Genomic DNA, 24522 nt, shown 5'->3' on the forward strand with positions numbered 1-24522 from the left:
GGAGCCTGCCCATGCTGAAACGAACCTTCGCGGCGCTGGCGTTCGCCGGCGCGGCGGTGGCGATGTCCTCCTGCGCGTCGCCCGTGACGACGGCGTCGGCCGGGAGCCGCACCGGCTGCGCCACGACCACCTCGCTCGGCGCCGTCGCCGGTACCGTCCGCGAGGGCCTCTGCGTGTTCCGTGGCATCCGGTACGCCGAACCGCCGACCGGGGCGCTGCGGTTCCGCCCGCCACGGCCGGTCGGGCGCTGGCGCGGCACGCTCAAGGCGACGGACGACAAGGCGGTCTGCCCGCAGGACCGGGACGCCATGTCGGAGGACTACCCCGACGGGCGCGCCCTGTTCACCGACGAGGACTGCCTGCGCCTCAACGTGTGGACTCCCGCCCCGGACCACCGGCGCCGGCCGGTGATCGTGTTCGTCCACGGCGGCGCGGCCCGCTACGGCACGGCGAACGAGCCGAGGTACGACGGGGCGAGGCTCGCCGCCCGGGGAGACGCCGTCGTCGTCTCCATCAACTACCGGCTCGGCGTGCTCGGCTGGTCCGAGCTGGGCGGCCTGGACCCCGCCTACAAGGGATCGGGCAACAATGGCCTGCGCGACCAGATCACCGCGCTGCGGTGGGTGCACGACCACATCGCCGACTTCGGCGGCGACCCCGCCGACGTCACCGCGGTCGGGGAGTCCGCGGGCGCGTTCTCGCTGAGCGCCATGCTGGCCACCGACCACCCGGAGCGGTTGTTCCGCCGGGTGGTCCTGGAGAGCGGCAGCGGCGCCCTCGTCCACACCGCCGCGTACGAGCGCGAGGTCGCCGCGCAGCTGCCGGTGAAGAGCGTCGCCGAGCTGCGCGGCATGTCGACGAAGCAGATCCTCGACCTGCAGAACAAGGTCATCGACCAGGACGCGCCGGGCATCATCGGCGCGACGTACTTCGCCCCGTACATCGACGGCGCCCTCGTCCGGGACTCGGTGGTCACGCGGGTGGCCCGGGGCAACGCCCGCGGCGTGGATCTGCTGATCGGGACCAACCGGGACGAGATGAACTTCTTCGGGCAGCTCGGTCCGGAGGCGATGACCGCCATCGGGCAGCAGTACGACGCGGTGTTCTTCCCGCACGCGCTGGCCGCGCGCCGGGAGCGCATGGTCGCGGCCTACCGGAGGGGACGGTCGGCCACCGAAGCCGCGCTGGCCATGTTCACCGACCAGGGCATGCGCGTCCCGGCGACCCGGCTCGCGCAGGCGCAGAGCCGCTGGCGGCCGACGTACCTGTACGAGTTCGGCTGGCGCCCGACCAAGGAGTACGGCGCCGTGCACACGCTCGAGCTGCCGTTCGTCTTCGGGACGTTCCGCTTCACGGGGATCCTCGGCGGCGAGGAGGCGTTCAACGCCGACCGGGCCCGCCTCACCACCCTGTCGGACCAGATGATCGACGCGTGGACCTCGTTCGCCCGCACCGGCGACCCGAACGCCCGGCGTACGGTCGAGCGGCCCGCCTGGCCCGCGTACCGGGCTCCGCGCCGCGCGACGATGATGTGGAACGTCGGCGCGAAGGTCGCCGACGACCCGCGCGGCCGGGAGCGCGCCCTCTGGAACGGCTACCCGTTCACGGCCTTCGGCCTGCCGGCCTGACTCCCCTGAGCGGGGTGGCGTCCCCGCCCGGCACCCGGCCCGGACCCCCGGCGGGGACGCCGCGGTCACGCGAACGGCGGCACGCCGCGGTCCGACGACGGCGCGCACCACCACCCCTCTCCGAGCCGTTACGCTCCGCCTCGCGGAGCCGTAGCGCAGAGGTCGTCGCGCCCGTTCTCAATCGGGAGGACGCCGGTTCGAATCCGGCCGGTCCTGCCTCCGGCGCTCCGGTCGCCGCCGACGCCCTCGCCCGGCACCTCGAATGTCCGGATCGTTCGCTACGCTCTCCCACGGCAGGGCCGTAGCGCAGAGGTCGTCGCGCCTTACAGCGGGTTGGAGGACGCCGGTTCGAATCCGGCCGGTCCTGCCCTTTTCTTGTGATGTGAACGGCGGGGGTGTCGGTGGTGGTGGTCGATCCGGGCCCGCCCGATGCGCGGCCGGCCGCTCCCGGCGACGCCGAACTCGACGCGTGCCTGCGCGTGCTGGCGCAGGCACGCGAGACGCACCCCGACGATCCGCGCTGGGCCGCCGTCCACGAGGCCGCGGCACAGCTGTACCGCGCCGGCAAGAAGACGCGGAAGGCGATGCGCACCGCCGACCGCAGACGCCGGGACCGTGAGGTCATGGCCGCGTCCGCGCGGTTCCGCGAGCAGGACCCCTCGCCCGATCCGGACCCGGTGGAGAACCGGCCCGCGGGGTCCGCACGGCCCGCGCCACCGCTGACCGGCACCCGGCGGTGCTACGTCTGCAAGATCCCGTACCGGCAGGTGCATCCCGAGTACCACCTGTTGTGCCCGGCCTGCGCCGAGCAGAACACCGCCCGCCGGCACGCCCGGTGCGACCTGCGCGGCCGCCGGGCCGTCGTCACGGGCGGCCGGGTGAAGATCGGCTTCCAGCTCGCGCTGAAACTGCTGCGCGACGGCGCGGAGGTCCTCGTCACGACGCGTTTCCCACGGGACGCGGCCCGCCGGTTCGCGGCCGTGCCGGACGCCGCCGACTGGCTGGACCGGCTGCACGTCCACGGCGTCGACCTGCTCGACCTGGCCGCCGTGGCGCACCTGCTGGACACGGTCCACGACCGCTTCCCGTTCCTCGACATCCTCGTCAACAACGCGGCGCAGACCATCCGCCGGCCCGCGGCGTACCACCGCGAGGTGCGCGACGCCGAGGCCGCCGCGCTGACCGGCCTCGCCGCGCGGATCGACGTGACCGACGCCCGGCCGGCCCTGGCACCCGCCCGGTTCGCGCCCGAGATCCCGGCCCTTCCGGGTACGGCGGCGGCCGGGCTCCCGGCACCGGTGACCGGGGCGCCGACCGGCGCCGCCGGAGGCGCGCTCGCGAACGACGAGACGATCGAGGCGCTGTTCCCCTCCGGCGCCACGGACGAGACCGGGCAGCCGCTGGATCTGCGCGACCGCAACAGCTGGAGTCTCCGGCTGCACGAGGTCGACCCGGCCGAGTGGCTGGAGGTCCAGATGGTCAACTCGTTCGCGCCGTTCCTGCTGACGTCCCGGCTGAGGGGTCTGCTCGAGGCGTCGCCGTGGCCGGACCGCTACGTCGTGCAGGTCTCGGCGATGGAGGGCAGTTTCTCGCGTGGATTCAAGACCGTACGCCACCCGCACACGAACATGGCCAAGGCCGCGCTGAACATGCTGACCCGCACCTCCGCCGCCGACTACGCGGCCTCGGGCATCTACATGACCAGCGTGGACACCGGCTGGGTGACCGATGAGCGCCCCCATCCGGACAAGGCCGCGCAGCGGGAGGCCGGGTTCCGCCCGCCGCTGGACGTCATCGACGGCGCCGCGCGGGTGTACGACCCGATCGTGCGCGGGGTGGGCGGCGAGCGGCTGTCCGGCCTGTTCCTGAAGGACTACCGACCGGTGGATTGGTGATGATGGAGCCGACGCCCGTACGCTGTCCCGCGATCGAGCATCCCGACGTGCCGCCCGCCGACCCGGCGGACCTGGCCCCGCTGCTCGACCGGCTGGCCGCGCCGGCGCCCGTGGTGGCCGACGAGACCTTTCCGCTCGGCACCGTGCGCCCGGACGGCCGGATCGACCTGTGCAAGCAGGGTCTCGGCCCGGCGGGCGCCGCGCTGCTGCTGCCCGTGGCCGCGGCCTCCCCGCACGCCGCGCACCTGCTGCTCGGCACGAACGCGATCGGCACCGAGGGGGCCCGGGCCGTCGCCGCGGCACTGGCCCCCGGTCACGGCCTGGAGACGGTGTACCTCGGCTGCAACCGTATCGACGCGGCCGGCGTCGAGGCGCTCGCCGAGCGTCTGGCGGACGACACCACCGTCCGCGCCCTGTGGCTGAAGCGCAATCCGGTGCGGGACGCCGGGGTGCGCGCGCTCGCCGCAATGCTGCGCCGGAACACGGCCATCCGCACCCTCGACCTGGTCAACACCGGGCTCACCGCCGAGGGGCTGCGGGGCCTGCTGGCCGCGCTCGCCGAGCGGCCGGCGCCGGTCGAGCGGCTGTTCCTCGGCGGCAACGGGCTGGGCCCCGAGTCGGCGGGCACGCTCGCCGCGCTGATCCGTGAGGCGGGGGTCCGCGAGCTGTACGTCCCCGCCAACCACCTCGGCGACGACGGGACCGCCACCCTCGCCGCGGCGGCCGACCCGGCGCGGCCGGTGCGCCTCGGCCTCGGCGGCAACGGCGTCGGCCCGGACGGCGCGCGGGCGCTGGCCGACGCCCTTCCCGGCATCGAGGCGCTCGACCTGGGCCGCCCGCCGTCCGAGCGCAGCCTGGGCACGCCCCCCAACGTCACCGGCGACGCGGGGGCGACGGCGCTGGCCGCGGCGCTGCCCGGCAGCCCGCTGCGGCGCCTGGAACTGCGCCGTACGGGGATCACGGGCCGTGGCGCCAAGGCCGTGCTGGCCGCCGTCGCGGACGACACCCGGCTGGAGTACGTCGGGTTCGGGCCGGGCGTGCCGCGCCGGGTGAAGCGGGCCCTGGCGCCCCGACTGCGGCCGGGGTCCGCCCCGCACCCGGACGTGCACGCGATCGGGAGCCTGTACCGGTGAGCTCCGCCGCCGCCCCGGGGCTGCCGCCCCGCCCGCCGTCGCGCTCCCATCCGCCGCACGAGGCGGCACGGCTCCGCCGGATCCGGCGGTACGCCGTGCCGCGCTGGATGATCGAGCAGGCCACCGAACGCCGGCTCGCCGGCGACTGGCGCGGCGCCTGCGCGGCCGCGAACGTCGACGTCGCCTTCGACCTGGCCGCCGTGGCCGACGCGTACGGCGACGCCGTCGCTGCCGAGCTCGAGGACGACCTGCTCCACTTCGCCCCCGACCTGCGGCGCTGGCACCTGCCCCGCCTCGGCCGCGGGCGTACGACGATCGTGCCCGACCAGGCGATCATCCTCAGCCATCCGGGGCTGCCGCCCGAACGGCTCCCGTCGGCGCACCGCTCACTGTTCGTCCGGACGCCCCGCTGGCGGGTCAACGGACCGCAGCGGCTGGTCCTCGACTTCGGCAACCCGCACCCGGTCGGCGCGGCCTTCCTGGACACCGACGTCACCTACTGCCCGTTCTGGCACAACCTCGTCCAGCGGTGGAGCACCGCCCGGCACCTGTGGGACGTACGGCACGCCGGCGAGCTGCGCGAACGCTGCGGCGGGGACGCGGACCGGGCGCCGTTCTTCGAGGCCGACGGCACTCCGAAGGCACTGCCCGCCGCCGCCCCGGGCCGTGCCGATCCGGCGGCGCACACCGAGTGGGTCACCCTGCTGCACGAGAGCGGCCGGGTGGCGGCGGCCTTCGCCGCGGCGGGCATCGGCCTGGACGCCGACCCCGTCGAGGTGGACCCCTATTTCAGCGTCAAGGAGGTCCTTCCCCTCGACGTGTTCGAGCGCCTGCCCCTGGCCCTGACCCGGCTGGAGGCGGAGATCCGTGACCTGGCGGAACGAACGGGCCGGGACCGGTTCTGGGTCCCGTACACCCAGTACGCCGCCGTCATTTTCGAAGCCGGTGCCTCGGAGGTCCGGGCCCGCGTCATCCCCACCGAGACGGCCGCGCGGCCGGACGGCGCGGAGGTGCTGCCCGAGGCGTGCTGGCGCCGCCTGCCCGACCTGGACCTGCTGCGCGACGGCGGCACGCCGCCGGAGCGGCTGCACCCGCTCGTACGGGAGGCGCTGTTCCCCGGCCGCGCGGCCGCCGACGGCCCGGTCGGCCCGCCCGGGCCCGAGCCGCCCGTCCCGGTCCGGGTGCGCTGCCGGGACGCCTGGCACGAGGTGGCCTCCCGCGGAGGAGCCCTCGACATCCCGCACGACGAGGAGGAGCAGCGGCGCGAGAGCGCGATGCGGGCGTTCGGCGGCGCGATCGCCGGCTGCTTCGCCGTCCGTGAGACGTGGACGTCCGGCGCCGGGCGGCTGCCGAAGGCACTGCGCGCCCAGCGCCGGGAGCTGTTCTCCCGGGCCGAGCACGGGGACGCGCCCGGAGTCCTCGCGCTGCTCGACGCCGGTGTCGACCCGCGCGTCCGTGACGGCCGGCGGCGTACCCTGCTGCATCTGCTCCACCTGCTGGACCCGGGCGTCGACGTCCGGGGCGCGGGCCCGGAACGCCGCGAGCTGCTGCACCGGCTGCGCCTCCTCGACCACGATGGTCTCCTCGCCCGGCTCCTCGCCGCCGGCGTGGACATCGACGCGCGGGACGAGCAGGGCCGTACTCCCCTGTTCGCGGCGATCTGCGGGGGCGGCTCGCCGGCGCTGGTCCGCGCTCTGCTGGCGGCCGGCGCGCGGATCGACCTCAAGGGTGAGATCCACGAGGAGGAGGTCTCGATCTACCGCCTCCTCGACCTGGCCGACCGCGATGACCTCAGCTTCCTCGCGGAGTGGATCGAGCGGGAGCGACCGGAGCTCACGGAATGGTGACCGGCACACCCGGTCCCCGGGCCGCCGGGCGGCGCCCCTCCCGGCCGGAGTCCTATCCGCCGGATGAGGCGGGGAGCCTGCGCCGGATCCGGCGGTACGCCGTGCCCCGCTGGATGATCGAGCAGGCCACCGAACGCCGGCTCGCCGGCGACTGGCGCGGCGCCTGCGCGGCCGCGAACGTCGACGTCGCCTTCGACCTCGCCGGCATCGCCCGTGACCACGGCGCCGCCGTCGCGGCCGAACTCGAGGCCCCGGGCCCGGTACGGGTGCGGTGCCGTGGCGAATGGCACGTCGTCGGGTTCCGGGACGGGGCGCTGCAGGTACCCCACGGCGAGGACGAGCGACGGCGGGAACGCGCGCTGGGAGCGCTCGGCGGCGCCATCAACGGCTGTTCCGCCGTCCTGCCGATCGTGCGGTCCGGCACGGGCCGGCTGCCGCGGGCGCTGCGCGAACAGCGGCGCGAGCTGTTCCTCCGCGCCGAGCGCGGGGACACGCCCGGGGTGATCCGGCTGCTGGCCGGTGGGGCCCGGATCGACGCCTCCGACCGCTGGGGAAGGAGCGCGCGTGACCACATCACCCAGCGCCGGCGGGCGGACCTGGAGTTCGTCCTGCGGGGGCCGGATCACGACCGCCCAGACGCCGGCGGCGACCATCCACGGTGAGAGGGAGACGAAAGAGTGAGCGCAGCCGACCACCCGCCCGCCGAGGATCCCCTGGACGCGGCCGATGACCTGGTGCGGCGTCTCGAGGCCCGGCGTACGGAGCCGGCCGCGAACCCGCAGCTGGAGGCGCTGGCCCTGGCGGTGTCCGCGAACCTGCCCGTACTGCTGTGGGGTGAGCCCGGCATCGGCAAGTCCGCCGCGCTGCGGCAGCTCGCCGCCGGGCTCGGCGTCCCGCTGGAGACCGTGATCGCCAGCGTCCACGAGCCGTCCGACTTCGCCGGCCTGCCGATCGTCGGAGACGACCCCGCCACCACGGGCGTGCCGATGGCCCCGCCGGACTGGGCGGTCCGGCTGGCCACGGCAGGGCGCGGCCTGGTGTTCTTCGACGAGCTGTCCTCCGCGCCCCCGGCGGTGCAGGCGGCCCTGCTCCGGGTCGTACTCGAACGCCGGGTCGGCAGCCTCAGCCTGCCCGAGCCGGTCCGGGTGGTCGCCGCCGCCAACCCGCCGTCGAGCGCCGCGGACGGCTGGCACCTGAGCCCGCCGCTGGCCAACCGGTTCGTCCACCTGCAGTGGACGCACGACCCGGGGACGGTCGCCCGCGGCATGGCCGGGATCTGGCCGGAGATCTCCATCCCCCGCGTCGACCCGGGCCGGGTCCCCGGCGCGGTCGCCCGCGCGCGGGGAGCGATCTCCGGTTTCCTCACCGCGCGGCCCGGCCTGACGCACCACCTGCCCGAGGACGCCGAGAGCCGGGGCCGCGGGTGGCCGTCGCCGCGCACCTGGGAGATGGCGCTGCGGCTCATCGCGGCCGGTCATGCCACCGGCGCCGACCAGCGGGCGGTCGCCGCCGCCGTGGTCGGCGCCGTCGGCGACGGCGCCGGCCTCGAACTGCTCTCCTACCTCGAGGAGCTCGACCTCCCCGACCCGAACCGCGTGCTGGCCGACCCGGGCGCCTTCGTGCTGCCCGAGCGGGGCGACCGGCAGCTCGCGTTCCTCACCGCCGTCGTCTCCGCCGTGCAGACGAACCTCACGCGACGGCGCTGGGAGGCCGGCTGGACCGTCCTCGCCAAGGCGGTCGACGCGGGAGTGCCGGACGTCGCGGCCCGTGCCGCCGCCGACCTGGCCGCGCTGCGCGACACCGACTGGCCGGTGCCCAGCGGCATCGACGCGTTCGTCGACCTGCTGCAGCTGTCCGGCGCGCTGCCGGGCGGGGCCTGATCATGCCGGAGCTCGACCGGGTCAAGCTGCTGGCCGCGCGGTACCGCGCGGCGACCGACCGGCCGTACCTCGCCTCGGCGCTGTACTCGCTGACCGTCGTGCCGAGCACGGGTGTGCCGACCATGGGCGTCGACCGGCGCTGGCGGTGCTATGTGTCCCCGGCGTTCGTGGACGCCACGCCGGTTCCGGAACTCGCGGGCGTGTGGATCCACGAGGTGGCGCACCTGCTGCGCGACCACCATGGCCGGGCCGACCGGCTTTCCGCGGCCGATCAGCGCGACCGGCTGCGCGTGAACGTCGCCCAGGACTGTGAGATCAACGACGACCTCCTCGCCGACGGGCTGGCGCTGCCGGCCGGCCGGCTCGAGCCGCGTTCCTTCGGGCTGGAGACGGGCGGGCTGTTCGAGACGTATCTCCCCCGCCTTCCGCCGCTGGTGACCTGTTCCGACTGCGGGTCCGGAGCCCACGGCTCACCGGCGGACTGGGAGCTCCCCGGCGCGGACGGGCCGGGCGGGGTCGGCACGGTCGAGGCCGGGGCGCTGCGCCGGCACACCGCGGAGGCGATGCGCTCCCACCAGCGCAACCGCGGCACCCTTCCAGCGGGCTGGCGGCGCTGGGCCGAGCAGGTCCTCGAACCCGTGGTCGACTGGCGCCGGGTCCTGGCGGGCGCCGTACGCGAGGCGGTCGCCTGGTCCGCCGGAGCGGTGGACTACACGTACCGCCGCTCGTCCCGGCGGACCACCGCGCTGCGCGGCGTCGTCCTACCGAGCCTGCGCCGTCCCCTCCCCGCCGTGGCGATCGTCATCGACACCTCCGGATCCATGGGAGAGGACGACCTGGCCGCGGCCCTGGCCGAGGTGACGGGCGTGCTGCGCGAGGTCGGCGTCGGCGGCAACCGGGTCACCGTGCTGGCCTGCGACGCCGACGTGCGGACGGCCACGCGGGTGACCTCCGCGCAGCAGGTCGAACTCGCCGGAGGCGGGGGCACCGACATGCGCGTGGGCATCCGCTCCGCCCTCGCCCTGCCCGAACGCCCCGGCGTCGTCATCGTGCTGACCGACGGGTTCACGCCTTGGCCCGACGAGCCGGCGTCGTCCCGGATCATCGCCGCGCTGATCGGCGCGGACCCGCCCGCCCCGCCCTCCTGGGTCGAGCCGGTCCGCGTCACCGACCTGCGCTGAGCCGTCGTGATCAGTTGGGCGAGGCGGAGGACGCCGAGATCGGCGTCGTCGTCACCGGCTGCTTCAGGGCGCTCTCCTTCATCCACTTGTTGAAGGACAGCTGCCAGTAGCCCCACCCGTTGTTCCACTCGAGGTCACGGGTCGTGCCGCTGATGACGATGACGTCACCGCGGTTGCTCAGCTTGAAGAACCACTTCGCGCCGCTGGGCGTCTGCCGGACGCAGCCGTGGCTGCAGTTGCTGCGGCCGAGGCACCCGAACTCGCCGGGGCTCTGGTGGAGGTACTCGCCGCTGTTGCTGATCTGCACGTCCTGGTAGACCAGCTCGTGGTAGTACCCGGCCTCGCCCTCCTTGATGTTCGGCGAGGTCATCGTCACGACGGGGGACTTGCCCATCGCCAGGTGGATGCCGCTCGTCGTGCGGAAGTCGTTGCCGTGGGAGTCACCGCCGCCCATGCCGCCGCTCACCTTGATGGTCTTGGCGAGCTTGCCGTCGACGTAGACCTTGTTCAGGTGGGTCTTGAGGTTGACCTTGGCGACGTGAGAGGCGCCGATCGAGAAGCTGCGCGTGACGTCCTTGGTCCCGTACACGCCGGAGGACGCCCGGACGCCCGCCAGGTGCGCGACGAGGCTGACCTTGCTGTGCGCCGGCCAGTAGTTCTTCGTCCGGAAGATGGCCTGCTGGCTGGTGATCCAGCGCCAGGCGCCCTCCATCGGCGTGGTCGACCGGACCTCCAGGGCCTTCTCGACCGCGGCCTTGTTCTTCACCGGGCGGTTGAAGCTCACGGTGATCGGCATGCCGACGCCGACGGTCTCCCCGGGCTGCGGGATCACGTCGCTGATCTTCACCGTCGAGGACGCCTTGAGGGTGGTGAACTTACTCGTGACGGTCGTGACCTTGCCCGCCTCGTTCTTGGCGGTGGCGGTCACGGTGTACGCGGTGCCGGGCTTGAGCGTCCACTTCGTCGTCCAGCTCTTCTTGTCCGCGGACAGGGTGCCGTCGACGGTGCCGGCCCCCGCCTGCACGCTCACCTGCTCGAGAACCCCGCTGTCGGCCTTCACCGTGACGCCCTTGTCCGGGCGTACCTTGGTGGCCCCGTTGGCCGGGGTGACGGTGGCCGCCGCGTCCGGTGCCTTGGCGGACTTGCCCGCTGGGGAGGCGTCGCCGCTCGATGAGCACGCCGCGGCCAGTGAGAGAAGGGTCGCGGCCGCCACCGGCATGACCCATCGACCCGATCGACTGATGCGCACTGATGACCCCACTTCGCGCAGAAAGAAGATGCGCGGCTCAACATGACGAATCGGAGGCGCGCATCGAAGATCCCCAGGTGATTGAAGCATCATAGTATCGATCAACGGCAATTAACCGGACAATGCCACTTTCGAGGCTGTTGACCGCCAAACTGTGATCTAAGATGCCCGGTCCCGAGCAGGGTTCCGGTGGTCAGAGCGCTGTTGGGGAGGACGCCGCCGGTCGTACGGCCGGGACGTGCGCGGGGCCGGGACGGCCGCGCGGATCAGGCGCACGGGGATGGGCCGGCGATCAGGTCGAAGGACGTCGCCGTACGGTCGCGGCGCAGCGGCCGGGGCGCGGGATGCTTCGCGGACTCACGCGCGGGGAAGGCCGGCGGGCAGGTGGCGGGCGGCGGCGCGGTCCCGGACCGTGACGGGGCCGATCCGCGATCGGCCCCGTCACGTGAGTGCTCGCGTCCCCGCGGGTCGGCGCTCCCGGCAAGGTCGGCGCCCCCGGACGGGGCGGCGGGTCAGCGGGCGAAGACGGTGAGCGTCTCGGCCACCGGGCGCGGCCGTCGCGGCGAACAGGGAACGGTGACGTCGCCGAAGGATGAGGTGCTCACCCTCAGCACCACCTTGCCGAGCCGGAGCCGGTCGACCCCGATCGCTTCCGGAACCCACCCGCCCGTGAGATGACCGGTGACCGGGTCGTACGCCGATACCGGGCCGCCGGAGCCCGACAGCCGGAAGCCCGTGACCTGGGCGCCGCCGACGTCGACGTCGGCGTCGGCGCTCCAGGAGGTCACGGCCACCGGCGGGCGCAGGCTCAGCCGGGAGACGTGCAGGTCGACCCGCGTGAACGTACCGGCGGTGGGCCGGCGCGGCGCCGCGGTCAGGGTGCCGTCGAACCCCACGCTCCGGTCTCCGAGGAGCGGCACCGCGCACGTGTAGACCATGGAGAAACGGGCCGCGTGGGCGGACGCCGGCGTGAGGACGACTCCGAGCGCGACGGCCGTGGCCGCGGTGACGATGCGCCGGCCGAAGAACGTGATCATCTTGATCTCCCTTGGCAGAGGTCGTATCCACCAAGAAGACGATCATGAATTCGTGGCCCGCCTCCTCACGCGGCACGCGGTTCGACGGAATCTTTGAGGCGGCGGTACCTCGTACTGGTCCCTACCGCCGTCGCGCGGCGGGCACGACCAGGGGCGTCCCCGTCTCCGGGTCGTCGATCACGCGGCACGGCAGGCCGAAGACCTCCTCCACCCGCTCGGCCGTGACGACCTCGGCGGGGGCTCCTTCGGCGACCACCCGCCCGTCGCGCATCGCGATGAGATGGTCGGCGTACCGCGCCGCCTGGTTCAGGTCGTGCAGGACGGCGACGAGGGTGCGGCCCTGCTCGCGCTGCAGCCGCGCGCACAGGTCCAGGACGTCGATCTGGTGGGCGATGTCGAGGAAGGTCGTCGGCTCGTCGAGGAGCAGCAGCGGCGTCTCCTGGGCCAGCGCCATCGCGATCCAGACGCGCTGCCGCTGGCCGCCGGACAACTCGTCGACGCGGGCGCCGGCCAGATCCGCCACGCCGGTGGCGGCCATCGACTCCCGTACGACGCGCTCGTCGTCCGCCGACCACTGGCGGAACAGGCCCTGGTGCGGGTGCCGCCCGCGCGCGACCAGGTCCGCCACCGTGATGCCCTCCGGGGCGACCGATGACTGCGGCAGCAACCCGAGCGTTCGCGCGACCGTGCGGGTGCCCCGCGCGTGGATGTCCCGGCCGTCCAGCAGCACGACGCCGGAACGCGGCCTGAGCATCCGCGCGAGCGCGCGCAGCAGCGTCGACTTGCCGCAGGCGTTCGGCCCGACGATGACGGTGAAGGACCGGTCGGGGATGGCCACGGTCAGGTCTTCGGCGACGATCCGGCGTTCGTACGCCAGCGTCAGCGCCCGCCCCGCCAGCCTGAACCCGTCACCCGCCGTGCCCCGCCCTCGCGGCGCCGGTGCGGTGCTCACGGGTCGCTCGTGTTCCACGTCTCCTGCCTCCGTAGGGTGCGAGGTCGTCACAGCCGTCCCGTCCGGCGTTCGGTGGCCAGCAGCCGGATCAGGTAGGTCCCGCCGAGCACGCCGGTCACCACGCCGACCGGCACCTGGTGACCGGGGACCAGCCGCTGGGCGGCCAGGTCGGCGGTGACCAGGAGCGCCGCGCCCATGCACAGGGAGGGCAGCAGGTTGGGACCCGGTTCGCGGGTCAGGCGGCGGGCCAGCTGCGGAGCGGTCAGCGCCACGAACGCGACCGGGCCGGTGGCCGCGGCGGCGAGCGCGCTGAGCAGCACGGCCGAGGCCAGTAGCGCCAGGCGCGTCCCCCGCACCCGTACGCCGAGCGCGGTCGCGGCGTCGTCGCCCATCTCGAGGATCCGCGCCTCCCGGGCGCGGCCGAGCAGCACCGCCGGTACGACCACGGCCGTGGCCGTCAGGACCGGGGCCAGGTCGCCCCAGCCGCGCCCGTCGAGGGTGCCGGTCAGCCAGAGGACGGCGCGTGCGGCGTCGGGGATGTTCGCGCGGGTGAGCAGGTAGCCGTTGATCCCGGTGAGGATCGCGGCGACGCCGATGCCGACGAGGACGAGCCGCCGGCCGTGCAGACCGTCGCGCCAGGCGAGCAGCTGGATGACGGCCCCGGTGATGACTCCCCCGGTGACCGCGCCGACCGCCGTCGCGACCACGCCGCCGCCGATGACGGTGATGACGATGAGGGCACCGCCCGCCGCGCCCTGGGTGAAACCGAGCAGGTCGGGGCTGCCCAGCGGGTTGCGGGCCAGGGTCTGGAACGCCGCCCCGGAGAACCCCAGCGCGCCACCGGCCGCCAGGGCCGTGAGCACGCGCGGCAGCCGTACCTGCTCGACGATGAAGGTGTCGGCGGGGGCGCCGCCGCCGAGGAGCGTGCGGACGACGTCCGCCGGGCTCATCGGATAGTCACCGCTTCCGATGGTGACGACCGCCACGACCGCGGCCACCAGGACGCACGCCGCGCCGACGGCCAGGGCGCGCGGCCGCAGCCGTACGGAGAGCCCGCCGCGGCTCCGCAGGACGACCGTGTTCATGTGTCCTCCGCGGGAGCGGCCGTGGTCGCCGGAATCATGACCCGCTCGCTCATGCGCGCCGCACCACGGCGAGGAAGACCGGGCCGCCCGCCACCGCCGTGACGATGCCCACCTGGATCTCCGCGGGCCGGCCGAGGACCCGTCCGAGCACGTCGGCGGCGAGCAGCGTGACCGGGGCGAGCACCGCGCAGTAGGGCAGCAGCCGGCGCAGGTCGGGGCCGGTCAGGGCGCGTACGAGGTGCGGCACCATCAGTCCGACGAACACGATCGGGCCGCACGCGGCCGTGGCCGCGCCGCACAGCAGCGTGACGGCGACGAGCGCGCCGGCCCGCGTCCAGGCGGGGCGGGCGCCGAGCCCGCGGGCGGCGTCGTCGCCCAGGGCGAGGGCGTTGAGGGGACGGGCGAGCGCGGCGGTGAGCAGGACGCCGGCCGCGACGAAGGGGGCGATCCCCGCGATGGTCGGGAGCCGCGCGGTGGCCAGCGAGCCGACGGTCCAGAACCGCATCCGGTCCAGGGAGGCCGTGTCGAGGAGTTCCACCGCGTAGACGTAGGCGAAGAGCGCCGCGTTGACGGCCGCCCCGGCGAGGGCCAGCCGCTCCGGTGTGGCGGCGCGTCCCCCGCCGACCGCCCAGACGAGGACGGCGACCGCGCCCGCCCCCGCGAACGCGAACCACACGTAGCCCGAGACGGATCCGATCCCCAGGAAGGTGATCGCCGTCACGACGGCGGCCGCGGCGCCGGCGTTGATGCCGAGCAGTCCGGGGTCGGCGAGGGGGTTGCGGGTCAGCGCCTGCATGACCCCGCCGGCAAGGCCGAGCGCGGTGCCGGCGAGGAGTCCCAGGAGGGTGCGCGGCAGCCGGGTCCGGCGGACGACGGTGTAGGCGGGGGCGTCCGGGTCGAGGAGGCCGTGCCAGACCTCGCCGAGGGAGTACCGCCGGGCGCCGATGGCCAGGCTCGCGGCGAGGACGGCGAGCAGGAGCAGCAGCGCGGCGGGCGGCCCGGCCCGGCGCGCGGACCGGCGTCCTCGCGCCGGTGGGGCGGCCGGGAGCGGCGCCGCGGACGGCGCGGGTGACTTCGTGATGGACACGGGGGGCTCCGGATCGAGAGCACGATCACACTGGACAACACGAACTTAGGTTAGGTTAACCTAAGTTCGATCTTCCGACACCTGCCGCCACCCGTTCTCGGCGCCTGCCGCCCGTCCCCGTTCCCCCGAAGGAAGGATTCGTCATGTCCCGGTTCCGGCCCCCAGGACTGTCCCGCCGCGGCCTGCTGACCGCGTTCGGCGGGATCGGCGCGGGAGCGCTCGTCACCGCCTGCGGGGGAGGCGGCGGATCGGGCACCGCGAAGGGCGGCGGAACCTGGGCGTTCACCGACGACCGCGGCCGGCGGGTGACGACGGGCGGCCGACCGCGACGTCTCGTCGCCTACGTCGGGACGGCGGCGGCCCTGCACGACCTCGGCCTCGGCGACCGCGTCGTCGGCGTGTTCGGCCCGACGAAGTTGAAGGACGGCAGCCCGGACCCGCTCGCCGGGAGCCTCGACGTGACCAAGGTGACGGTGCTCGGCAACACCTTCGGCGAGTTCAACGTCGAGAAGTACGCGGCGCTGCGCCCCGACCTGCTCGTCACCAACATGTACCTGCCGAACGCGCTCTGGTACGTCCCGGACAACAGCAAGGACAAGATCACGGCGCTCGCCCCGAGCGTCGCCGTCACCGCCGCGAAGGTAACGCTCACCGAGCCGATCCGGCGGTACGAGGAACTCGCCGCGTCCCTCGGCGCCGACCTGAAGGCCCGGCAGGTCACCGACGCCAGGGCGCGCTTCGGCCGGGCCGCCGAGACGCTGCGCGCCGCGGCCAGGGCGAAGGGCGGCCTGAAGGTCCTGGCCGCCTCCTGCAGCCCCGACCTGTTCTACGTCTCCGACCCGAACGCGAGCGCCGACCTGCGCTACTTCCGCAGCCTCGGCGTCGACCTCATCGTGCCGGACAAGGTCAGCGCGCAGGGCTTCTTCGAGGAGCTGAGCTGGGAGAACGCCGACAAGTACCCGGCCGACCTGATCCTGCTGGACGCCCGGACCTCGGCGCTGCAGCCGGAGGACCTGGCCGCCAAGCCGACCTGGGCGAAACTGCCCGCCGTGAAGGCGGGCCAGGTCACGGCGTGGCAGAGCGAGCCGCGGTTCAGCCACGCGGGCTGCGCGCCGCTCATCGAGTCGCTCGCCGCGGCCGTCCAGAAGGCCGCGAAGGTCCGGTGACCCGCGACGACCACCGACCTGTGACGACCCGCCGACCCGTGAGGACCCGCCGACTTCTGACGGCCCGCCGAGCCATGGCGACCCGCCGACCTGTGACGACAGGAGCCCCATCGTGAGCCCCACCGCCACCGCCACCCCGTTCCGCTTCTTCGACGCGCGGGTCGTACGGACCCGGCGCCTCGGCCCGTCGATCATCCGGATCACCTTCGGCGGGGAGTCCCTCGCCGGTTTCGCCGGAGGCGGCCGCGACCAGCGTTTCAAGCTCTTCCTCCCCCACCCCCACCAGCACTCCCCCATCGTCCCCGCCGAGGCCGGCGAGGACTGGTTCGCGCGGTGGCGGGCGATGGACCCGGCGGTGCGCGCGGTGATGCGCTCCTACACCGTGCGGGAGCAGCGCCACGACCCGGAGGAGCTCGACATCGACTTCGCCCTCCATGGGGACGGCGGGCCGGCGTCCCGCTGGGCGGCCCGCGCCGTTCCCGGAGACCCGGTCGTCCTGCTCGGCCCCGTGGAGCCGGACAACGGCGGGGTCGACTTCCGGCCGCCGCCCGGCACCGACTGGGTCCTGCTGACCGGGGACGAGACGGCGCTGCCCGCCGTCGCCGGCATCCTCGCCTGGCTGCCCGCGACCGTCCGGGCGCGCGTGTGGGTCGAGGTACCGCACGCGGCCGACGTCCAGGACCTGCCGACGCGGGCGGAGGCGGAGGTGACCTGGCTGGTGCGCGGGAACGCCCCCGCCGGGGCGGTCGTGGACGCGGTCCGGGCCGCCGCACTCCCGCCGGGCACCCCGTACGCCTGGATCGCGGGCGAGGCCGCCGGCGTACGGGCGCTGCGGCGCCACCTCGTCGGCGAACGGGGCTTCGACCGCCGCGCCGTGACGTTCACCGGCTACTGGCGCCGGGGCGCCACCGAGGAGGACCTGCTCGCCGAGGCGGTGGCCGGCACGGCTTCCGCAGACGACTGAACCGGGAAGGACGACCCGTGACCTTCACCTCGCCCCTGCTCGGCGCGGAAACCGCCGGGTTCTACCGCGACCTCGTCGCCGCCGGCGCCGGCCGCGTCGCGGACCGGATCGCCGCGGCGGACCGGCCGTTCACCGGGATCACTCCGGACCGGCTCGCCGGAGAGGTCGCCGCCGTGGACCTCGACCGGCCCCTCGGTGACGCGACCGCCGCCCTCGACGAACTCGACGACCTGTACCTGCGCGACGCCGTCTACTTCCACCACCCGCGTTACCTCGCCCACCTCAACTGCCCGGTGGCCATCCCGGCCCTGCTCGGCGAGGCCGTGCTGTCGGCGGTCAACTCCTCCCTCGACACGTGGGACCAGAGCGCCGGCGGCACGCTGATCGAACGCCGCCTGATCGCGTGGACGGCCGGGCGTCTCGGCCTCGGCCCGGCCGCCGACGGGGTCTTCACGAGCGGCGGCACACAGTCCAACCTCCAGGCCCTGCTGCTGGCCCGCGAGGAGGCGCTCGCGCGTCCGCCGGCCGAAGAGACGCTCGGGCGTCCGGCCGCCGACGGGGCGCTCGGACGCGCGCCGGCGCGGGCGGACGTACTCCCCCGCCTGCGCGTCCTCGCCTCCGCGCACGGCCACTTCAGCGTCGTCAAGGCGGCGCGGCTGCTGGGCCTCGCCGAGGACGCGGTGATCGAGGTCCCGTGCGACCGGGACCGGCGGATGCGCCCCGGCGCGCTGGCGCGGGCGCTGGACCGCTGTCGCCGCCAGGACCTCGTCCCGATGGCGGTCGTCGCGACCGCCGGGACCACCGACTTCGGCGGCATCGACCCGCTGCCGGAGATCGCCGAGCTGTGCGCGCGGGCCGGCGTGTGGCTGCACGTCGACGCGGCGTACGGGTGCGGGCTGCTCGTGTCACGGCGCCGGCACCTGCTCGATGGCGTCGAGCGGGCCGACTCGGTCACCGTCGACTACCACAAGTCCTTCTTCCAGCCGGTCAGCTCCAGCGCGGTCCTCGTACGGGACGGAGCCGTGCTGCGGCACGTGACCTACCATGCCGACTACCTCAATCCGGCGCGCAGCGCCGCGGAGGGCGTGCCGAACCAGGTCGACAAGAGCCTGCAGACCACCCGCCGGTTCGACGCCCTCAAACTCTGGCTCACGCTGCGGATCATGGGCGCGGACGGCGTGGGCGAGTTGTTCGACGCGGTGCTCGACCGGGCCGCCGAGGCGTGGACGCTGCTGGACGCCGATCCGCGCTTCACGGTCGTCGTACGGCCGCGGCTGAGCACCCTGGTGTTCCGTTACACCTCACCCGGGGCGAGCGCCGCCGCGCTCGACCGGGCGAACCTGCACGCGGCCGCCGCGCTGTCCGCCTCCGGAGCCGCGGTCGTGGCCACGACGGTCGTCGACGGCCGCCACCACCTGAAGTTCACGCTGCTGAACCCGCGCACCACCATCCGCGACATCGCCGACGTCCTCGACCTGCTCGCCGGACACGCCCGCGACCACCTGGGAGACGACCTTGCCCACGCCTCATGACTTCGTGGCCATCGGACTCGGCCCGTTCAACCTGGGCCTCGCCTGCCTGACCGACCCGATCGACGGCCTCGACGGGGTCTTCCTGGAGGCGAAGCCGGAGTTCGACTGGCATCCGGGCATGCTGCTGGAGGGCACCACCCTGCAGACGCCGTTCCTCGCCGACCTGGTCACCCTCGCCGACCCGACCTCGCCGTTCTCGTTCCTCAACCACCTGAAGGAGCGGGGGCGCCTGTACTCCTTCTACATCCGCGAGAGCTTCTTCCCGCTGCGCGCCGAGTACGTCGACTACTGCCGCTGGGCGGCCGGCCGGTTGCCCGCGATCCGCTTCGGCCACCGCGTGACGGCCGTGGAGTACGACGAGGCCGAGGAGGTCTACGTCGTCCACGCCGACCGGGTCGCCACCGGGGACCGCGCGGCCGGCGGGAACCTCACGGCCGGCGGGGACCGGGTGACCTTCCGGGCCCGGAACCTGGTCCTGGGCACCGGGACCCCGCCGTACGTCCCGGACTGCTGCCGCGGCCTGCCCGGCGACGTCATCCACTCCTCTGCGTACCTGCCGAACCGCGCCGCGCTGCGGGCCAGGCGCAGCGTCACGGTCGTCGGCAGCGGCCAGAGCGCCGCGGAGATCTACCACGACCTGCTGCAGGACATCGACGAGCACGGCTACGAGCTGAACTGGGTGACCCGGTCCCCCCGGTTCTTCCCACTGGAGTACACCAAGCTCACGCTGGAGATGACGTCACCGGAGTACGTCGACTACTTCCACGCGCTGCCCGCGGCGACCCGGGACCGGCTCTCCGCCGCGCAGAAGGGGCTGTACAAGGGCATCAACGCCGGCCTCATCAACGAGATCTTCGACCTGCTGTACCGCAAGAGCCTGACCCGGCCCTGCCCCACGCGGCTGATGACCGGCACGGCGCTGCGCGAGGTCCGCCACGACGCGGCGACCGGCGCGTACACCCTCAGTCTGCGCCAGGAGGAGCAGGGCCGGGACCTCACCCTCACCACCGAGGGCCTGGTCCTCGCCACCGGCTACCGGTACGAGGTCCCCGCCTTCCTCGCCCCGATCGCGGACCGCCTCCGGTGGGACGAGGACGGGCGCCTCGCGGTCCGGCGCGACTACAGCGTTCACACCACCGGCGGCGGCGTCTACGTGCAGAACGCCGAGCTGCACACCCACGGCTTCACCGCACCCGACCTGGGCATGGCCGCGTACCGCAACTCCTGCATCCTCCGGAGCCTGCTCGGCCGCGAACCGTACCCGGTCGAGCGGTCCATCGCGTTCCAGAAGTTCGGCGCCCCCGTGGAGGAGGTCGTGGCCGGATGACGGTGTTCTCCCGTACCGACGCCCTGCTCGGTGAGTTCGCGCTCCGCCCCGTCGACCCGGTCGGCGACGCGCCGCTGCTGCATCGCTGGGTCACCCACCCCAAGTCGGTGTTCTGGATGATGGGCGAGGCGAGCCCGTCCGACGTCGTCGCGGAGTTCGAGGCCATCGCGGCCCGGCCGGGGCACGACGCGTTCCTCGGCCTGCACGAGGGCCGGCCCGCCTTCCTCGCCGAGCGCTACGACCCGCGGCGGGAACTCGGCGAGGTGTACGACGCACGCCCCGGCGACGTCGGCATGCACTTCCTGGTCGCGCCGGCGGACACCCCGATCCACGGCTTCACTCGCGCCGTCCTCGTCACGGTGATGGAGCTGCTGTTCGCCGACCCGGAGACCCGCCGCGTCGTGGTCGAACCCGACGTGCGCAACACGGCCGTGCACGCCCTCAACGCGGCGGTCGGCTTCGAGGTCGTCGGCCCCGTGTCGCTACCGGCCAAGCAGGCCCTGCTGAGCGTCTGCACCCGGGAGCGGTACGCGTCGGCGCGGGGCCCCGCCGAGCGTGCCGGTGAGATCGCGCACCTCACCCCCGGACGCTGGGCGCACGCGAACCGGCTGCTGGTGCGCAAGGCCCTCGCCGAGTTCGCGCACGAACGGCTGCTGGCCCCCGAACTGCTGCCCGACGGCCGGTACGCCGTGCGCGGCGACGACGGCACCGTGGAATACCGCTTCGCGGCCCGCGTCCTCGCCCTGGACCACTGGCGGATCGACGCCGCCTCCATCACCCGGTCGCGCTCCGGCGCCGAGCTCCCCCTCGACGCGGTCGACCTGGTCCTTGAGCTGCGGCACACGCTCGGCCTCACCGGCGAGGTGCTCCCCGTCTACCTGGAGGAGATCACCAGCACGCTCGCGAGCAGCGCGTACAAGCTGGCCCGGCCGCCGGTCCCCGCCGCCGACCTGGCACGGGCGGACTTCCAGGCCGTCGAGACCGGCATGACGGAGGGCCACCCCTGCTTCGTCGCGAACAACGGGCGGCTCGGCTTCGACGCCGGGGACTACCACCGGTACGCGCCCGAGGCCGCCCGGCCCGTCCGCCTGCTGTGGCTGGCCGCCCGCCGGGACCGGAGTACCTTCACCGGCGGCGCGGGCCTGGACCACGACACGCTGGTCCGCGCGGAGCTCGGCGAGCGGGTCCTCGACCGGTTCGCCGCGACGATGACCGGCCTCGGGCTGGACCTCGCCGACTTCCACCTGATCCCCGTGCACCCGTGGCAGTGGCGGAACCGGCTGTCCGTGACCTTCGCGGGCGAGGTGGCGCGCCGCCGCCTGGTGCTCCTGGGCCCCGGCGACGACGAGTACCTCGCCCAGCAGTCGATCCGGACGTTCTTCAACGTGTCCGCGCCCGCGAAGCACTACGTCAAAACGGCCCTGTCCGTGCTGAACATGGGCTTCCTGCGCGGTCTGTCCGCCGAGTACATGGCGGCGACCCCCGCCATCAACGACTGGGTCGCCGGCCTCGTCGAAGGCGACGAGGTCCTCAAGCGGACCGGCCTGGCCGTCCTGCGGGAACGCGCCGCCGTCGGCTACCACCACGAGCAGTACGCCGCCGCCTCGGCGAAGGGCTCGCCGTACCGCAAGATGCTCGCCGCCCTGTGGCGCGAGAGCCCGATCCCGCTGCTCGGCCCCGGCGAGCGCCTCGTGACCATGGCCTCGCTCCTGCACGTCGACCGGGCGGGCGACTCGTTCGCCGGTGCCCTGATCGCGGGGTCGGGCCTGCGCCCGGCCGCCTGGCTGCGCCGCTACCTCGACGCCTACCTGGCGCCGATCCTGCACTGCTTCTACGCCTACGACCTGGTCTTCATGCCGCACGGCGAGAACGTCATCCTGATCCTCGACGAGCGGGGCGTTCCCCGGCGCGCCGTCTTCAAGGACATCGCCGAGGAGATCGGGGTGATGAGCGCCGACCGTCCGCTGCCCCCCGCGATCGAACGCGTCCGCGCGGACGTGCCCGAGGACATGAAGATCTTGTCGATCTTCACCGACGTCTTCGACTGCTTCCTCCGCTTCCTCTCCGCGACCCTCGACGCGGACGGCACCCTGGACGAGGAGACGTTCTGGTCGACGGTGGCCGCCTGCGTCACCGACTACCAGGACTCCGTCCCTCACCTGGCCGACCGGTTCGCGAAGTACGACCTGTTCGCCGAGCGCTTCGCGCTGTCCTGCCTGAACCGGCTGCAGCTGCGGAACAACCGGCAGATGGTCGACCTCGCCGACCCGGCCGGCGCACTCCAGTTCGCCGGCACCCTGGCGAACCCCATCGCGCGGTTCGCGCGATAGCGGCGATGGTCCCGCACCACGCGGCTGGCGCGGGCCGTCTCCTCCGTGGAGGCGGCCCGATGGCCTGGCGTGGGGCGGGCGCGGGTCACGGAGCCGCGACGCCGAGGACCAGCTTGCCGGTGGTCGTCCCCGATTCGATGCGGCGGTGCGCCTCGGCGGCTCGTGCGAGGGGCAGCGTCTCGACCTGGACCCGCAGGCTCCCCTTCGCCGCGGCCTCCACCGCACGGCGCAGGGCCCGGCCCGCCTCTTCGGGGAAGGCGGCGGAGAAGGCGGCCAGGTTGAAACCGGAGACCGTCTTGTTGGTGAACCACAGTTCGTTGGCCGGGACACCGACGTCCTGGGCGCCGGACGCGTTGCCCATCACCACCAGGCGTCCCATCGGCGCCAGCCGGTCCAGGCTCGCGCGGCGGGTGGGACCGCCGACCATGTCGACGACGACGTCGAACTCGCCCGCCTCGGCGAGCCGGTCCCGAACGATCACCTCGTCATAGCCGAAGTTCCTGGCGGTCTCGATCTTCGCCTGATCACCGACCGTGCCGACCACCCGGCCCGCGCCGAGCAGCCGGGCGGCCTGCCCGAGCTGGCTGCCCACCCCGCCGGCGGCGGCGTGCACCAGGACGCTCTGCCCGGGCTCGATGCGCGCCACCCGATCGAGCACGAGGAAGGCGGTGGTGCTGTTGGACGGCAGCGCCGCGGCCACGTCCAGCCCCAGATCGAGACCGTCCAGCGGAGCGACCAGGTCCGCGGAGGTGACGACCACCTCCGCGTACCCACCGCTGTCGACGATCGTCAACGCGGCCACCGGCCGGCCCGGCGTCAGATCCTCGACGCCCTCGCCGACCGCGCGGATCCGGCCCGAGACCTCGATCCCGGGAACGAAGGGCAACGGCACGTCCACCACGCCACGCCGGTAGAGGACCTCGGCGAAGTTGGCGCCCGCGTACGCGACGTCGATGGAGACCTGGCCCGGACCGGGCTCGGGGATCGCCACCTCGTCCGTACGGAGCACCCCGGCCTCGCCGAACTCGGGGATGGTCACTGCCGTCATCTGCTCACTGCTGCTCATGACGACGAGTCTGGCGACGCGGCCGGAACTCGGGCAGTGTCAGCTCATCCTGGGTGTGACGCCACCAGGTTGCGCTCCCGCATCAGTTGTTCCAGCCGCTCCCGGGTGCCGGTGCCCGGACGGGGGTTGTGCAGGATCAGGTGATGTCCGGGGTGCTCGGGCAGCGGCAGCAGCGTGGCGTCGAAGGTCAGCGTCCCGGCCTCGGGGTGATCGACCGCCTTGACCGCGCTCGTGTGCTCGGCCACGTCGTGGCGCGCCCACAACTCGGCGAACTCCGGGCTGACCTCGGCCAGCTCGGCGGCGATGCGGTCGAACTCCGGGTCGTCGGGGTAGCGCGCGGCGTCGGCACGGAACCCGGCGGCCACCTCCGGCGCGGTCTCGGCCCAGTGCCGGTGCACCACCCGGTAGCGGGCGTTCGTGAAGAAGGACACCAGGCAGTTGTGGTCGGTCTCGCCGTAGCCGAACACGATCCGGGCGGCGTCGTTGATGGCGGTGAAGTTCCAGTGGCGGTCACGGATGTACCCGGGCCGCGGCGACCAGGCGTCCAGCAGCCGCCGCACCTCCGGTGAGGCGGCCACGGAAGGCGCCGAGCGTGCCTGCGGCGGGTTGAGCCCGGCCAGCAGGTACAGGTGCGCGCGCTCGGCGGAGTCCAGCAGCAGCGCGCGGGCGATCGCGTCGAGGACCTCCTCGGACACCTTGATGTCGCGCCCCTGCTCCAGCCAGGTGTACCAGGACACCCCGACCCCGGCCAGCACCGCGACCTCCTCACGCCGCAACCCCGGCGTACGGCGGCGGCCGCCCGCCGGCAGCCCGACGTCGCCGGGCGAGATTCGCGCCCGGCGGCTGCGCAGGAAGTCCCGCAACTCGGCACGCCGACGATCATGAGATGAGGACGAACCGGTCATGAATCCCAACTCTCAGCAATTCCCTCATGCAAGCCACAGTGCCCCCGACCAGCGCGGCGGATACCCCGACCACCCCCCGCCGCGCCGCCCCGGGCGCGGCGGCTACGACGGCCCCGAGCGCTCGACGCGCCGGCGAAGAACGCCGGCCGAATACCTAATGCCGAATTTCGACTTGACCCCTAGAATAATCGTCGCCTGCCTCGTCTTACGTACTGGGGGTCGCGTGCCTTCTTTTCTAGAGGTTTCGCTTGAAGATGG

At 74.0% G+C, this 24522-nt stretch carries 19 protein-coding genes and 1 tRNA gene; 13 read left to right on the forward strand and 7 right to left on the reverse strand.

Annotation, left to right across the window (positions count from 1 at the left end; translation table 11 throughout):
• Nucleotides 1-11: 11 nt before the first annotated feature.
• The 8 genes from NE235_RS18385 (at nucleotide 12) to NE235_RS18420 (ending at nucleotide 9564) form a co-directional block, all read left to right on the forward strand.
• Nucleotides 12-1628: a carboxylesterase/lipase family protein gene (locus NE235_RS18385; protein WP_252804518.1), complete on the forward strand. Its 1617-nt coding sequence runs from the start codon at nucleotides 12-14 to the stop codon at nucleotides 1626-1628.
• A 295-nt stretch (nucleotides 1629-1923) separates the two neighbouring features.
• A tRNA-OTHER gene (locus NE235_RS18390) sits at nucleotides 1924-1995 on the forward strand.
• A gap of 37 nt (nucleotides 1996-2032) precedes the next feature.
• Nucleotides 2033-3523 carry an SDR family NAD(P)-dependent oxidoreductase gene (locus NE235_RS18395; protein ID WP_252804520.1) on the forward strand — a complete coding sequence of 497 codons (1491 nt, stop codon included), beginning with the start codon at nucleotides 2033-2035 and terminating at the stop codon, nucleotides 3521-3523.
• Complete coding sequence (locus NE235_RS18400; protein WP_252804523.1) at nucleotides 3523-4656, forward strand: leucine-rich repeat domain-containing protein; 1134 nt, start codon at nucleotides 3523-3525, stop codon at nucleotides 4654-4656. Before NE235_RS18395 ends, NE235_RS18400 begins: the two co-directional genes overlap by 1 nt.
• On the forward strand, nucleotides 4653-6503 hold the full coding sequence (locus NE235_RS38240; protein WP_252804525.1) for an ankyrin repeat domain-containing protein: 1851 nt from the start codon (nucleotides 4653-4655) through the stop codon (nucleotides 6501-6503). Before NE235_RS18400 ends, NE235_RS38240 begins: the two co-directional genes overlap by 4 nt.
• Entirely contained in the window at nucleotides 6497-7165 is a 669-nt protein-coding gene (locus NE235_RS18410) for a hypothetical protein (RefSeq protein WP_252804527.1), read from the forward strand. The genes NE235_RS38240 and NE235_RS18410 overlap by 7 nt, the downstream gene beginning before the upstream one ends.
• Before the next feature lie 15 nt (nucleotides 7166-7180).
• Nucleotides 7181-8383 (forward strand): AAA family ATPase, encoded by a 1203-nt coding sequence (locus tag NE235_RS18415; RefSeq protein WP_252804529.1) that lies wholly within the window; start codon nucleotides 7181-7183, stop codon nucleotides 8381-8383.
• 2 nt (nucleotides 8384-8385) lie between these two features.
• Entirely contained in the window at nucleotides 8386-9564 is a 1179-nt protein-coding gene (locus tag NE235_RS18420; RefSeq protein WP_252804530.1) for a vWA domain-containing protein, read from the forward strand.
• Nucleotides 9565-9574: 10 nt separating this feature from the next.
• On the opposite strand, the gene NE235_RS18425 is transcribed toward NE235_RS18420, so the two are convergent.
• The 5 genes from NE235_RS18425 to NE235_RS18445 form a co-directional block, all read right to left on the reverse strand.
• Nucleotides 9575-10783: a L,D-transpeptidase gene (locus tag NE235_RS18425; RefSeq protein WP_252804532.1), complete on the reverse strand. Its 1209-nt coding sequence runs from the start codon at nucleotides 10781-10783 to the stop codon at nucleotides 9575-9577.
• Between the two features lie 542 nt (nucleotides 10784-11325).
• Nucleotides 11326-11850, reverse strand: coding sequence for a hypothetical protein (locus NE235_RS18430; protein ID WP_252804533.1), 525 nt, complete (start codon nucleotides 11848-11850; stop codon nucleotides 11326-11328).
• A 121-nt stretch (nucleotides 11851-11971) separates the two neighbouring features.
• The gene (locus NE235_RS18435; RefSeq protein WP_406567594.1) at nucleotides 11972-12802 is read right to left on the reverse strand and encodes an ABC transporter ATP-binding protein; all 831 of its coding nucleotides are present in this window, start codon (nucleotides 12800-12802) and stop codon (nucleotides 11972-11974) included.
• A 47-nt stretch (nucleotides 12803-12849) separates the two neighbouring features.
• A complete protein-coding gene (locus NE235_RS18440; RefSeq protein WP_252804535.1) occupies nucleotides 12850-13887 on the reverse strand; it encodes a FecCD family ABC transporter permease in 1038 nt (345 codons plus the stop codon).
• A 49-nt stretch (nucleotides 13888-13936) separates the two neighbouring features.
• Nucleotides 13937-14974: a FecCD family ABC transporter permease gene (locus NE235_RS18445; protein ID WP_252804538.1), complete on the reverse strand. Its 1038-nt coding sequence runs from the start codon at nucleotides 14972-14974 to the stop codon at nucleotides 13937-13939.
• A 143-nt stretch (nucleotides 14975-15117) separates the two neighbouring features.
• Between NE235_RS18445 and NE235_RS18450 the strand changes: the two genes are divergently transcribed.
• From NE235_RS18450 to NE235_RS18475, 5 genes are all read left to right on the forward strand, one after another.
• A complete protein-coding gene (locus NE235_RS18450) occupies nucleotides 15118-16140 on the forward strand; it encodes an ABC transporter substrate-binding protein (protein WP_252804540.1) in 1023 nt (340 codons plus the stop codon).
• A gap of 112 nt (nucleotides 16141-16252) precedes the next feature.
• Nucleotides 16253-17104, forward strand: coding sequence for a siderophore-interacting protein (locus tag NE235_RS38245; protein WP_252804542.1), 852 nt, complete (start codon nucleotides 16253-16255; stop codon nucleotides 17102-17104).
• Between the two features lie 17 nt (nucleotides 17105-17121).
• Entirely contained in the window at nucleotides 17122-18636 is a 1515-nt protein-coding gene (locus tag NE235_RS18460; RefSeq protein ID WP_406567595.1) for a pyridoxal phosphate-dependent decarboxylase family protein, read from the forward strand.
• Entirely contained in the window at nucleotides 18620-19963 is a 1344-nt protein-coding gene (locus NE235_RS18465; protein WP_252804544.1) for a lysine N(6)-hydroxylase/L-ornithine N(5)-oxygenase family protein, read from the forward strand. The genes NE235_RS18460 and NE235_RS18465 overlap by 17 nt, the downstream gene beginning before the upstream one ends.
• Nucleotides 19960-22293 (forward strand): GNAT family N-acetyltransferase, encoded by a 2334-nt coding sequence (locus tag NE235_RS18475; protein ID WP_308206103.1) that lies wholly within the window; start codon nucleotides 19960-19962, stop codon nucleotides 22291-22293. Before NE235_RS18465 ends, NE235_RS18475 begins: the two co-directional genes overlap by 4 nt.
• 85 nt (nucleotides 22294-22378) lie before the next feature.
• Here the strand turns inward: NE235_RS18475 and NE235_RS18480 are convergent, their stop codons facing one another.
• Nucleotides 22379-23359 (reverse strand): quinone oxidoreductase family protein, encoded by a 981-nt coding sequence (locus tag NE235_RS18480; RefSeq protein WP_252804546.1) that lies wholly within the window; start codon nucleotides 23357-23359, stop codon nucleotides 22379-22381.
• A 44-nt stretch (nucleotides 23360-23403) separates the two neighbouring features.
• Nucleotides 23404-24264 (reverse strand): helix-turn-helix transcriptional regulator, encoded by an 861-nt coding sequence (locus tag NE235_RS18485; RefSeq protein WP_252804548.1) that lies wholly within the window; start codon nucleotides 24262-24264, stop codon nucleotides 23404-23406.
• Nucleotides 24265-24522 lie beyond the last annotated feature (258 nt).

It is taken from the genome of Actinoallomurus spadix (assembly GCF_024055725.1).
Taxonomy (GTDB): domain Bacteria; phylum Actinomycetota; class Actinomycetes; order Streptosporangiales; family Streptosporangiaceae; genus Actinoallomurus; species Actinoallomurus spadix.